The 12,736-nt window shown below is 32.2% G+C and carries 11 protein-coding genes; 5 read left to right on the top strand and 6 right to left on the bottom strand.

Annotated features, from left to right (window positions below; all coding sequences use genetic code 11):
- Positions 1-19: 19 nt before the first annotated feature.
- The 5 genes from Q4Q47_RS15540 to Q4Q47_RS15520 all read left to right on the top strand — a co-directional run bounded on the left by Q4Q47_RS15540 (position 20) and on the right by Q4Q47_RS15520 (position 3,542).
- Complete coding sequence (locus Q4Q47_RS15540) at positions 20-397, top strand: nuclear transport factor 2 family protein (protein ID WP_303307554.1); 378 nt, start codon at positions 20-22, stop codon at positions 395-397.
- Between the two features lie 199 nt (positions 398-596).
- A complete protein-coding gene (locus Q4Q47_RS15535; protein WP_303307553.1) occupies positions 597-1,241 on the top strand; it encodes an antibiotic biosynthesis monooxygenase family protein in 645 nt (214 codons plus the stop codon).
- A gap of 30 nt (positions 1,242-1,271) precedes the next feature.
- On the top strand, positions 1,272-1,487 hold the full coding sequence (locus Q4Q47_RS15530; protein ID WP_303307552.1) for a hypothetical protein: 216 nt from the start codon (positions 1,272-1,274) through the stop codon (positions 1,485-1,487).
- Positions 1,488-1,681: 194 nt separating this feature from the next.
- The gene (locus Q4Q47_RS15525; RefSeq protein WP_303307551.1) at positions 1,682-2,788 is read left to right on the top strand and encodes a DNA alkylation repair protein; all 1,107 of its coding nucleotides are present in this window, start codon (positions 1,682-1,684) and stop codon (positions 2,786-2,788) included.
- 262 nt (positions 2,789-3,050) lie between these two features.
- A complete protein-coding gene (locus Q4Q47_RS15520) occupies positions 3,051-3,542 on the top strand; it encodes a hypothetical protein (RefSeq protein ID WP_303307550.1) in 492 nt (163 codons plus the stop codon).
- A gap of 76 nt (positions 3,543-3,618) precedes the next feature.
- On the opposite strand, the gene bshA is transcribed toward Q4Q47_RS15520, so the two are convergent.
- From bshA to Q4Q47_RS15490, 6 genes are all read right to left on the bottom strand, one after another.
- On the bottom strand, positions 3,619-4,755 hold the full coding sequence (gene bshA / locus Q4Q47_RS15515) for an N-acetyl-alpha-D-glucosaminyl L-malate synthase BshA (protein ID WP_303307549.1): 1,137 nt from the start codon (positions 4,753-4,755) through the stop codon (positions 3,619-3,621).
- A 92-nt stretch (positions 4,756-4,847) separates the two neighbouring features.
- Positions 4,848-7,766 (bottom strand): glycoside hydrolase family 3 N-terminal domain-containing protein, encoded by a 2,919-nt coding sequence (locus tag Q4Q47_RS15510; RefSeq protein ID WP_303307548.1) that lies wholly within the window; start codon positions 7,764-7,766, stop codon positions 4,848-4,850.
- Between the two features lie 224 nt (positions 7,767-7,990).
- The gene (gene serB, locus Q4Q47_RS15505; protein WP_303307547.1) at positions 7,991-9,214 is read right to left on the bottom strand and encodes a phosphoserine phosphatase SerB; all 1,224 of its coding nucleotides are present in this window, start codon (positions 9,212-9,214) and stop codon (positions 7,991-7,993) included.
- A 417-nt stretch (positions 9,215-9,631) separates the two neighbouring features.
- Positions 9,632-10,117: an ABC transporter ATPase gene (locus tag Q4Q47_RS15500; RefSeq protein ID WP_303307546.1), complete on the bottom strand. Its 486-nt coding sequence runs from the start codon at positions 10,115-10,117 to the stop codon at positions 9,632-9,634.
- 476 nt (positions 10,118-10,593) lie between these two features.
- On the bottom strand, positions 10,594-11,385 hold the full coding sequence (locus Q4Q47_RS15495) for a (Fe-S)-binding protein (RefSeq protein WP_303307545.1): 792 nt from the start codon (positions 11,383-11,385) through the stop codon (positions 10,594-10,596).
- A gap of 34 nt (positions 11,386-11,419) precedes the next feature.
- Entirely contained in the window at positions 11,420-12,733 is a 1,314-nt protein-coding gene (locus Q4Q47_RS15490) for a 4Fe-4S dicluster domain-containing protein (RefSeq protein WP_303307544.1), read from the bottom strand.
- Positions 12,734-12,736 lie beyond the last annotated feature (3 nt).

The raw sequence follows: 12,736 nt of genomic DNA, 5'->3' as shown, positions 1-12,736 counted from the left end.
TAACTTATAAATAAATGAAATGGAACAAAGTGACATCATTCAAATTTCAAAAAAGTATCCTCAAGCTTTTAAAAGCATGGATCCTAACTTAATTGATCGTTTTTTCACTAAAAACGTCACAAAAACTGGGTTTTTGTATGATTATGAATCTAGTAACTGGACAGATATGACTACTGTTGGGGTTTTAGATCTTAAAAATTGGGTAACGGACTATAATAAACATGATATTATACCAGACTCAGAAATAAAAATTCAAATTCTTGATCTACAAGAAAAAATAGCCGTTGTAAAACTCGAAATGGACTGGGCGCCTAATAAAAAGGGATGCGATTATCTTTTTCTTATAAAAGAGGATACCTGGTTAATTGATAAAATTCTATGGCAAAGTACTCTTTAAGCTATATCTGTAGAAGTCATTACATATTAATTTTTAACCATAGTTAAATCTATAAATCTTTATCCAAGGTAAGCAAGGGCAAAAAACGTCCATACCTGGAAGTCATACCAATTAAACCTCAAAATGAAACAATTAGCAATACTATCAGCCTTCCTAATATTATTTGGCTGTAACAATCAAACAAAAACAAAAATGCACGTTGAAAAAAAAAGAAGACATCGGAACCATTGTTCTTGTCACGGCAAAAACTAAACCTGAATACTCCAGAGAAGAAATAATAAAACTTTCTAAAGCCATTGACCCTATGGTTGATAAGTTTGACGGGTACTTGGGACGTAAAATGACATTTTCAAATAGTGAACCAGACTTCTTGATGGAACTTGTCTATTATACGAATGTTAAAGCCTTTGAAGATGCTTCAGAAATTGAAATGAAAAGCGAAACATGTCTAAAGTTTTTTGGCACCATGATACCAGATCCTGAGACAAATAAAATACTAATTACATCGCCGCTAATCATAACTACACCAAAGCCTGGAAAGGTAAAAGTTGTTGAATTAGTTCTTTTCAAAACAAAGCCTGAATTCACTAAGACACAAGTTGTTAATGCTGCAAAAAACATAAACCCTGTATTGGAAAAACACAAAGGATATCTCTCAAGAAAGCTTTCCATAACTGAGGACGGACAATGGATGGATGTGGTTTATTGGACTGATCTGGAAAGCGCGGAAAATGCATCAAAGCACATTTTAGAGAATAAATTAGCGCAAAAGTATTTTGAAATGATAGATGATAGTACCGTAGAATTCAATCATTTTAATGTGATTATAGATACAGAAAGGTAATAAACAACAATTGAATTTATCTAATAAAAAATGAACATTTTAGTATTTAAGACTAACATTGATAACATGCAAAAACTTGCATCTGTAAATAACTCCTTCTCTGAAATCTCCGAAATAAATCATTGGTCTGTTGATATGGAGGATATTGATAATGTTTTAAGAATAGAAACCTCTGGGAACATACTAGAATCGAATATCATAGACTTGCTAGGTGATATTGATCTTTATTGTCGAGATTTAATCTAGTATTTATAAAAACAATTTTAGTACATGACAAAAATTGAAACAGCCATTGTAAGTTGTTGGTTATTAGAATAACTAAATTATACTTTTTTATGTTTTTAGACCTGACAGGTCTCTGTTTCAATGCTATCAACTTCACTTCATAAAGTCTAAGATAATTTTTGTCATGTACTTAGAAAAATAATATTAAAATAAAAATGGCAGAATTATTAAAAAACAGATACAATACTAAATTCTTTGATCGCTTTATAACTTCAGTTCAAGAAGTTGTTCCAAGTTTTAATAAGGCATCTTTTTTAAAGGAAATATACGATGATGAATGGGAAAATAGCGCGTTAAAACAACGCATGAGATGTATAACCCTAGTATTTAAAAATCATTTGTCAGATGATTTTAATACGAATGTCGAAACTATATTAAAACTTATTCCCGTAATAAAAAAAAATGGGTTCAAATCAGATAACTTTGAATTCATGTTTTTTCCAGATTTCATAGAAGTTTACGGTATAAAGCATTATCAAACATCGATAAAAGCATTTGAAACGATTACGCAATTTGTCAGTTGTGAATTTGCAGTTAGACCTTTTATAATAAAATATCAGGATAACATGATAAGACAAATGTTGCTTTGGGCAAGCCACAAACACAGTTCGGTTAGACGACTAGCTACAGAAGGTTGTAGACCAAGACTGCCATGGGCTATGGCAATTCCATCATTAAAGACAAACCCTGCTCCTATTATCCCAATTCTTGAGAAATTAAAAAGCGACACTTCTGAATATGTAAGAAGAAGTGTTGCTAATAATTTAAATGACATCTCTAAAGATAATCCAGAAACTGTTGTCAATCTCGTTAAAAAATGGGAAGGAAAAACCAAAGAAACCAATTGGTTAGTTAAGCATGCAAGTAGAACCCTTTTAAAACAAGGTAATACAGAATTAATGACATTATTTGGTTTCGGAGCTATTGATAAAGTTAAGATTATTGATTTTAAAATACTTACACCAAAAGTCAAAATTGGAGCCTCTGTAGAATTCGCACTTAAACTTGTAAATACCAACAATAATTCATCCAAAATCCGATTGGAATATGGACTTTATTATCAAAAAGCGAATGGATCTTTATCTAGAAAGGTATTTAAAATAAGTGAAAAGGACTATCCAAAAAACTCAACCACAAGTATTAAGAGAAAACAATCGTTTAAAATAATCACAACGCGTAAATTTCATATTGGAAAACATCAAATTTCTATAATTATAAATGGAAAAGAGCTCGATACATTAGATTTTGAGCTTATTCAATAACGTGAATAATGGATAAGAATTTTTTGTTAGTTAGAGTGCCAAATCCATGGTATAGTATAATAACTCACCTGAAGGATTACCTCTTCTCTTAATACTTGAAAACGTGAAGTCAATCCCATTGTTTAATAAATATGTTTATAAATCTAAACGGCCATTAAATATAAATTCAATTTTGGCGTTATTTTTGTTAACCAATGTAAATAGAGTAATCTTTTTTACGAAAAATATCGTATATCATTTAATCAAACTAAACTTTAAACTTATGAAGAAATTATTTTTATTATCAGTTGCTATTTTAGGATTCACTTTAACCTCTGGTGCTCAAAGCATTTCAGATAACGCTATTGGGTTACGATTGGGTGACAGTGACGGCTTAGGTGCTGAAATCTCTTATCAACGTGCTTTAGGTGATAACAATAGACTAGAATTAGATTTTGGTTGGAGAGACGGAAAAAACTATGATGGTTTTAAGCTTGCTGGATTGTATCAATGGGTATTTCCTTTAGATGGTTCTTTTAATTGGTATGTAGGTGCTGGTGGTGGTATTGGCTCTTTTAGCTTTGATGTTCCTGGTGGAAGAGATGTTTCTGATACATTTATTTTCGCAGCCGGTGATATTGGTATTGAGTATAACTTTGATATTCCATTATTATTATCATTAGATTTTAGACCAGAAATTGGTTTTGGAGATGATGTTTATAATAACAATGACTTAGATTTTGATATTGCTTTTAGTATTCGTTATCAATTCTAAGTTAGAAAATTATATATTAAATAAAAAAGCGCCTTAATGGGCGCTTTTTTGTTAATTTATAGTTCCTTTTTTATACTTATAATACCAGACACTTAGCCAAAGTATCTTCATAAATAGCTTCATACTGAGGTACAATAGCATGCAAATCGAATTTTAAAGCTTCTTTTCTTGCATTATCTTTAAAAGTCTGTAAACGTTTTTCATCGCTCAAAATATAAAGTGCATTTTTAGTCATATCCTCTACATCGCCTGCATCACTTAAAAACCCGGACACCCCGTGTATGTTAACTTCGGGAATTCCTCCTGTATTACTTGATATAACTGGAACACAAGAAGCCATAGCTTCTAACGCTGCTAATCCAAAACTCTCTGTTTGTGAAGGTAGTAAGAACAAATCGCTAAAACATAATATTTTATCTATTTCATTACTTTTTCCGAAGAAAATAACTTTATCTAAAATACCTAATTCTTGACAACGTAGTTCTATTTTTTCACGCTCTGGCCCCTCTCCAACAAGCATTAATTTAGCTGGCATTTCTTTTTGAATATTATAAAAAACAGAAATAACGTCCTGTGCACGTTTTACCGGGCGTAAATTACTAATATGCGTAATTATTCTTTCATTATCATGGGCCATCATTACACGTTGACAATCTGTAAAACTGTGCTTATATTTATCTAAATCGATAAAATTTGGTACGACATTAATATCACTTTTAATATCAAATAATCGTAACGTATCGTCTTTTAAACTTTGTGATACTGCCGTTACTGCATCCGATTTATTAATACTGAATTCCACCGCCGGTTTATAAAATGGGTGGCTTCCCACAAGTGTAATATCGGTACCGTGCAATGTTGTAACAATTGGTACATAAATACCTGCTTCTTGCAGCATTTTTTTAGCCATATAAGCTGCGTAAGCATGAGGAATAGCATAATGAACATGTAGAATTTCTATTTTATGAAGCCTCACCATATCTACTAATTTACTAGATAAAGCCAACTCGTATGGTTGATAGTGAAACAAAGGGTATTCTGGAACATTTACCTCATGGTAGTGTACATTGTTACTTAACAACTCCAATCGTACGGGTTGGTTATATGTAATAAAATGGACTTCATGCCCACGTTTAGACAATTCTAAACCAAGTTCTGTGGCAACGACACCACTTCCTCCAAATGTTGGGTAGCAAACAATTCCTATTTTCATTGAAACTCTATTTTTTCATTCCCACGAAAGAGGGAATCTAACTTCTGTTAATCTTAATTTTATAACTACAAGGTTTTAAAAAACTTGCAGGATTATTCAATTATCGCTTCGTAAATTAAGCGTTGTATTTCAGTTCTAATATTCTCCCTTAACAATAAATTTTTCCCTGCTTTTGGGTAGGTTCTGTTGGCCAAAAAGATATAAACTATTTCTTCTTCAGGGTCAGCCCACGCATAAGTTCCTGTAAAACCCGAATGTCCAAAACTTGTCATAGATATGCAACCACAAGTTGGTCCTTCTTCTCCCAACTGTGGCTTATCAAATCCTATCCCTCTTCTATTTCCTTTTGCACAATAATAGCAAGTATTAAATTTATCAATAGTTTCCGGTTTTAAGTAGCGTTTACCCCCATAATACCCTTTTTGTAAATACATTTGCAAAATTTTGGCCACATCGTTAGCATTACTAAAAACACCAGCATGTCCTCCTATACCATTTTGCATAGCTGCCCCCATATCATGTACATAGCCATGCACTTTTTGATATCTATAATAATCGTCTACTTCTGTTGGAACGATTTTCTTGCTACTTATTTTATAATATGGGTTGTACAATGTATTATTAGCTCCTAATGATTGATAAAAATGATCTTGTACCAATTTATCAAGTGTTTTGTCGTAATGAGTTTCTATAAATTTCTTTAAAATATAATATGGAAAGTCACTATATCTATACCTTAGTCTTTTTAACAATTCTGAGTCTTTAATAATACTGTTTATAGAATCCTTATAATCAGAGCGTAAAAACAAATTCTTCGTGACTTCTACATTAAATTTACCAGTTTTTTTGCCTCTATAATATTTTTTACTTGGTCGTTTAGTAACAGTATCTAAAGTACGAAAATAAAATGGCTCCCATGGTCTTAATCGAGCATAATGCGATAACATACTTTTAATGGATATATCTTCCTTATTTGAGCCTTTATATTCTGGTAATATTTTTGAAAGTTTAGTGTCTAATGATACAATACCATTCTCTTCAAGTTCCATGAGCAATGGTAATGTTGCTAATATTTTGGTTAAAGATGCTACATCATAAATATCATCAAACCCTACTCTATTTTTTCCTTTGTAAGTATGCTTGCCAAAACTTTTATTGTAAATGACTTGCCCTTTTCTTGCGATTAATAATTGAATACCCGGTGTCATCTTATGATTTACTGCCAATTGTGCAACTGAATCTACTCGTTTTAATTTTTGAGAATTCATCCCTACACGCTCTGGAATAGTATACCCCAATCTTTTAATAGCATTGATATTAAACCCTTCTCCCGCTTTAAAAAAGGTTCCAGTAGATACTGGTAAATGTCCTTTGGCAGGAATAGCACCAAAAATAAGTTGTGCCGATTTTTGCTGTGCTATGTCACTATTTTGATAACTAACTACTATACCTTCAATGTTTTCGATACTTTTTAAGTCTGAAAGCGCATAAGGTTTAACAAAAGCATCTAAAATAACGGTATGCGTTCGGGCTATTTCTTGTAACCAAACTAATTCTTTATTAGTGAATTGATACTTCTGCCACGGACTATCATTAGAGCGGTGTAAACCAACTATTACGGTATTATATACTTGAAGTTTTTTAATTAAACCATCTAACTTTTCAGCTTCTATATGATGTACTTTCGCGTATTTTTTTAATTCATTAAAAAATGCCGAACCACTGTCATCTCCCATATTCACATAGGCTATAGTTTTAGTTTCTAATTGCCTTAAAGGCATAAAATGCTTATCGTTTTTCACAATAGTAAGAGCATTTTCAATCAATTCTTCATACAAAATATCATCTTCGAGCCTATTTAAATCTTTAGACAAATTATATAGTCCAATAGGTTCATAATTATTTAAACCTACTTTATATTTCGCTTTCAATATCTTTTTTACCGAATGCGCCAAACGTTCTTCTGTAATATCACCTTTATTGCAAGCATCTATAATTTTAGCAGTGCCAATACCTACATCTTCAGACATTAACATAACATCGTTCCCAGCATTAAAAGCGGCCAAATCTATATCTCCGGTTTCACCAAAGTCTGAAACACCTTTCATCGTGAGTGCATCTGTAAATATAAGTCCTTGAAAACCTAAAGAATCTTTTAAAACATTGGTGACAATATGCTTTGATAATGAAGATGGGTAGCCTGAACGAGACTCCAAATTGGGTACATTTAAATGCGCCACCATGACGCTAGATAGACCTTCTATAATGAGTTTTCTATACGGATACAACTCTATAGAATCGATACGCTTTTCATTAAAACTTATAGTTGGTAATCTTTCATGTGAATCTTGATCTGTATCACCATGACCAGGAAAATGTTTGGCGCTAGCTAAAACGCCCGCTTCCTGCATACCTTTCATAAAAGCTAATGCCTTTTCAGTAACATTATCTCTATCTTCTCCAAAAGATCGATTGCCTATTATTGGATTTTTAGGGTTGGTATTAATATCTACAACGGGTGCAAAATTAAAATGAACCCCTAAACGCTTACAATGTTCTCCTATTTTTCTTCCTGTTTGCTCTATAAGATCGTTGTCTTTTATAGCTCCCAGTGTCATATTCCAAGGAAAAGCATAGGTCGAATCTAAACGCATGCTCAATCCCCATTCTGCATCCATCCCGACCAGCAATGGGGTTTTAGAAAATGATTGTAATTCATTATTCAATTTTGCTTGTCTAACGGGACCTCCGTTTGAATAAATGATGCCGCCAATATGATAATCTTTAATTAGCTGAATAATTTTACTTTTTGAAGTAACATCTTGATCAGACATAACTTGCACCATATATAACTGTCCTACTTTTTCAGCTAAAGTCATGGATTCATAAATACTATCCGCCCATTTTTGTTGAGCTTCAGCATCATCAGTTAACAAAGGGTTTTTGGCCGCTTGACTAAGCGCAGAAAATATTGTAAAAAATGATATTACTGTAAAAAAGATACGGTACATAAAAAGAATTAATTAGAGGCATTAATAGCAATTGTCTTAACACTGATAATAATGCCAAATTAACACTTTTAAAGGGAAGATAAAAAGACTTTTAGATAGATTTAAAGAAATAATGAACTACTATTTCTACAATCGGTAATACTTATTACTATAAGATTCGTATTACATTTTATAACAAGATTGATTAAATCACTTAAGAACAGAACTATACCGATTTTTTTTAACTATTCAATTAAATCTATATGCCTGTCGTGATACCCCAACAAATACAGCACACCATCTAGACCAATACTTGATATAGAGTTTTGTGCATTATCTTTTACCGTTGGTTTCGCATGAAAAGCGATCCCTAACCCAGCAAGATTAAGCATTGGTAAATCGTTTGCGCCATCTCCAACAGCTATAGTTTGGCTAATATCTATATCCTCATTTTTAGCAATTTCTTTAAGATACTCTGCTTTTTTATCACCATCAACAATATCACCAATATAGCCACCAGTTAAAACACCATCTTTAATTTCCAATTGGTTAGCATACACATAATCCATACCCAGTACTTCCTTTAAATAGTGACCAAAATATGTAAATCCACCCGACAGAATAGCTGTTTTAAATCCATAGCTTTTCAATGTATCTATTAGTCTTTTTGCCCCCTTAGTTATAGGTAGATTTATTGCCACATCGTGAAGCACTTTTTCTTTTAATCCTTTTAAGAGTTTCATACGACTTTCAAAACTCTCTTTAAAGTCAATTTCTCCTTGCATTGCAGATTCTGTAATGGCTTTTACTTCATCGCCAACACCTGCCAATTCTGCCAATTCATCGATAACTTCAGTTTGTATTAGTGTAGAATCCATATCGAAACAAACTAAGCGTCTATTTCTCCTATAAATATTATCCTCTTGGAAAGCAATATCGACATCTAGATCGTGTGAAATTTGCATAAACCTCTCAGTAAAATCAGCCTTATTATCTATTCTCCCTCTAATGGATAGTTGTATACAAGCTCTGGGGTATTCTTCTTCTTTAACAAGTGATAAACGTCCTGTAAGTCTTTTTATAGAATCTATGTTTAAATTCTTTTCTGATATTATTTTAGTAACTTCTGATATTTGTTCGGCTGCTAGCTTTTCCCCCAAAATAGTAACAATATAACGGTCTTTACCTTGTAACGTTACCCAATTTTCATAATCTTTGAGTGTGATTGGTGTAAATTTAGCTTGAATACCAAGTTCATAAGCCTTAAAAAGCAAATCTTTTAATACGGCTGCTGATTTTTTTCCTGATTCAATTTTAAACAAGATTCCTAAAGATAGGGTATCATGAATATTCGCTTGTCCGATATCTAAAACTTTGGCTCCATATTCTGCCAAAACAGATGTTAAACTAGAAGTTAACCCTGGTTTGTCTTGTCCAGAAATATTTAATAAGATTATATCGTTAGCCATAATATCATTTTTACGCTTTATGAGCATAAAAATCATTATTCTATTTGATATATGAAAGTTTTTTAAGGTTTAATAACTTTGTTCTCTTAAATTTTATAGTTCTCTTAAATTTTAAGATTTACTTTTAAAAATTAACTAGACTTTCAACAAAAAATTGGGTAGAATGATAATAAAGAATAAACTAACTACCTCAATTCCTGCGAAGGCAGGAATCTTTTTAATTGAAACTATAAGTTATTTCGAATATTTGTTAAGTGTTATAAAGAGTACATCTCCCAAAATTTGTTTCAGGGGTAAACTTTACAGAAATAACGCCACTCTTCTTTTATAGATGATAACTATTTGATTTACAGCGATAATTTCTCAAAAATCACGTCAAGTATTATTTAATAGATTCCTGCCTTCGCAGGAATTCAGCTATTTAATAAACCTACTATGCCAACTCTCGCTAGCGGGAACCTCCCAATTTTCTTTAAACTCAGCAATATTAGTAACCAGGTTATTAAAAACAATGGTGTTTTTAGAAACGGCTTTATCTTTCGCCATTTTTTTAAAGTCAACAAGTGGCTTATAAGCAATATACTCTCCTTGTTTATAGGAAACATTCATTTTATCCATCAAATCAACATTGAAATCTTTTTCTAATTGCTGAATAAAATGTACCGAGGCATCAATAGAACAACCTGAAGCATTATGTAGATTTTGATTCAAACCTATAATTATAAAGCGCTTATACTTAACTAAGTATCCTGATTGTAAATCACTTCCATGAGCTGTCCAGTTCTCAATAAAGACATCTAACTTAGATTGTATTTCTTCAATCTCCTGTTCTGTAAAAGATCGATTCGCTTGATATATCCAAACACGGGATTCTTCAGGTAATATGTTAAAATCTACTAGCATGTTTTGATTTTAGAATTACGATTGATGATTTTTGAATTTAGAACTAAAAAAACAGTTCTTCTTACGGCACAAAAATACGGATTTACATCCAATCTTTGTGTTATGATTCCACCTTAAATAATATATAATCAACAATTCGTCATGCATTTTTTATCGTTATAGCTAAGTTGATATAAAATGGCATAAAATATTTAGAGATAAAAAATTGAAGTTCGAGTTAAAAATACTCGGCATAGCCTAGCTACGCCGAGTATTTTTAACGAAGAAATTCGGTTTTTTAATCAAAAGATTCATGCTATTTATGTTGATTTAGCTATATATGTGGAATAGTTAAACCTTGAGCTCCTGAATATATATCAACTACCAATTTTGAAGACATAGCTTTGCAACTTTTCAAAATTAAATTTTACTACTACGCAATAAGTGCGGACTAATAAAAATTGTAGATTGCTTTAAAAAGATTTTTTGCTTATATATTATAGATCCTGCGCATTAGCTATTAATTCAGCAATGTCCATTACAGCAACATCGTCTTCTTTTTCTTTAGCTTTTACACCATCAGTCATCATGGTGTTACAAAACGGGCAACCTGCTGCGATGATTTCTGGTTTTACTTCTAAAGCTTGTTCGGTACGCTCAACATTTACTTCTTTATCACCTTTTTCGGCATCCTTAAACATTTGCGCCCCCCCTGCTCCGCAACATAAACCATTACGTCTGCAATTTTTCATTTCAACTAATTCTGCTTCTAATTTCTGAATTAAGTCTCTTGGTGCCTCATAAACATTATTAGCACGCCCTAAATAACATGGGTCATGAAACGTAATACGCTTTCCTTTAAACTTTCCACCTTCTATAGTTAAACGACCATCATCTAGTAAGGTTTTCAAAAACTGCGTATGGTGCATAACCTCATAATTACCTCCTAACTCTGGATACTCATTTTTTATAGTATTAAAACAATGTGGACAAGCTGTTACTATTTTTTTTACTTCATAGGCGTTTAACACCTCTATATTAGTTACCGCCTGCATTTGAAATAAAAACTCGTTCCCGGCTCTTTTTGCAGGATCTCCAGTACAGCTTTCTTCTGTTCCTAATACTGCAAATTCGATATTAGCTTTGTTTAATAGTTTAACAAAAGCTTTTGTTATTTTTTTTGCTCTATCATCAAAACTACCTGCACAACCAACCCAGAATAATACTTCAGGTTGCTTGCCTTGAGCCATAAATTCTGCCATCGTTGGCACTTTTAGTAATTCGCTCATGTTTTATTTTGATTTTTTGAATTTATAAAATAATCTAGTCGTTTTTCCAATTTAATCGATCCATTTGATTGTATGGCCACGGTGCGCCATTGTTTTCAATATTAGTCATCATATTATTTAGTTCTGTAGGGGCAGCGGACTGCTCCATAACCAAATAACGACGCATATCTAAAATAATTGATAATGGATCTATACTCACTGGACAAGCTTCTACACAGGCATTACATGACGTACATGCCCACAATTCTTCTCTAGTTATATAATCGTCTAAAAGTTGCTTTCCATCATCTTTAAACTCACCTTTATTTGTATCTATATTTTTACCAACTTCCTCCAAGCGGTCTCTGGTATCCATCATAATTTTACGAGGCGATAGTTTTTTCCCTGTTTGATTGGCTGGACACTCACTAGTACAACGTCCACATTCTGTACATGTATAAGCATTTAATAAGTTAACCCAACTTAAATCTTGTACATCGCTGGCACCAAATTTAGCAGGTACATCATTTTCTGTTCCTGCTGGCGGAGCTGCAAATGGATCAACATTAGGATCCATCATCATTTTAACTTCTTTGGTTACAGCTTCTAAATTATTTAGCTGTCCTTTAGGCTGTAACTTCCCGTAATACGTATTTGGAAATGCTAATAATATATGTAAATGCTTTGAGTAATAGAGATAGTTTAAGAAAACTAATATACCAATGATATGTACCCACCATGCTCCTCTTCCTATAAAGTGTAATGTGCTATTAGATAGACCACTAAACCAAGGTTCTATAAATTGACTGATTACATTACCAGAATTTAAATCTTGAAAATGAACATCTGTAGCATTCATAACTAAAAACAAAGTCATTAATACCATTTCAAAATACAAAATATTATTACCGTCATTTTTAGGCCAACTTGTCATTTCACTTTTCCAGAAACGTTGAAGTCTTATAATGTTTCTTCGAATCCAAAATAAAATAACAGATACAAAAACGAGTACAGCTAAAACTTCAAAAGCACCAATTAAAAACCCATATGCTGATGTTGGTAATATTTTTAACCCAACTCTATGTGTACCAAAAATACCATCAATGATAATTTCTAAGACTTCAATATTGATTATTATAAAGCCAATATATACTACAACATGCAAAAAACCAGCAATGGGTCGGCGTACCATTTTACTTTGTCCCAAAGCAATCATCGCCATATTTTTCCAACGTTGCGATTTATTATCACTAACATCTACCTCTTTTCCCAGTTTAATATTTCTGGCAAGTTTTTTTACATTTTTAACAAAAAAACCAATACCGGCTATTAGTACAATAGCAAAAACAATGTTAGGTAAATATTGCATAAA

This window comes from Flavivirga spongiicola (assembly GCF_030540825.1).
GTDB lineage: Bacteria > Bacteroidota > Bacteroidia > Flavobacteriales > Flavobacteriaceae > Flavivirga > Flavivirga spongiicola.
This window is presented reverse-complemented; position numbering and strand designations above follow the sequence as displayed.

What these genes read in the sequence shown, in the direction of transcription:
- Q4Q47_RS15530 (WP_303307552.1), top strand. Translation starts at nt 1,272, where the DNA reads ATGAACATTTTAGTATTTAAGACTAACATTGATAACATGCAAAAACTT.
- Q4Q47_RS15520 (WP_303307550.1), top strand. Translation starts at nt 3,051, where the DNA reads ATGAAGAAATTATTTTTATTATCAGTTGCTATTTTAGGATTCACTTTA.
- Q4Q47_RS15540 (WP_303307554.1), top strand. Translation starts at nt 20, where the DNA reads ATGGAACAAAGTGACATCATTCAAATTTCAAAAAAGTATCCTCAAGCT.
- Q4Q47_RS15490 (WP_303307544.1), bottom strand. Translation starts at nt 12,733, where the DNA reads ATGCAATATTTACCTAACATTGTTTTTGCTATTGTACTAATAGCCGGT.
- Q4Q47_RS15495 (WP_303307545.1), bottom strand. Translation starts at nt 11,385, where the DNA reads ATGAGCGAATTACTAAAAGTGCCAACGATGGCAGAATTTATGGCTCAA.
- Q4Q47_RS15500 (WP_303307546.1), bottom strand. Translation starts at nt 10,117, where the DNA reads ATGCTAGTAGATTTTAACATATTACCTGAAGAATCCCGTGTTTGGATA.
- bshA (WP_303307549.1), bottom strand. Translation starts at nt 4,755, where the DNA reads ATGAAAATAGGAATTGTTTGCTACCCAACATTTGGAGGAAGTGGTGTC.
- Q4Q47_RS15525 (WP_303307551.1), top strand. Translation starts at nt 1,682, where the DNA reads ATGGCAGAATTATTAAAAAACAGATACAATACTAAATTCTTTGATCGC.
- serB (WP_303307547.1), bottom strand. Translation starts at nt 9,214, where the DNA reads ATGGCTAACGATATAATCTTATTAAATATTTCTGGACAAGACAAACCA.
- Q4Q47_RS15510 (WP_303307548.1), bottom strand. Translation starts at nt 7,766, where the DNA reads ATGTACCGTATCTTTTTTACAGTAATATCATTTTTTACAATATTTTCT.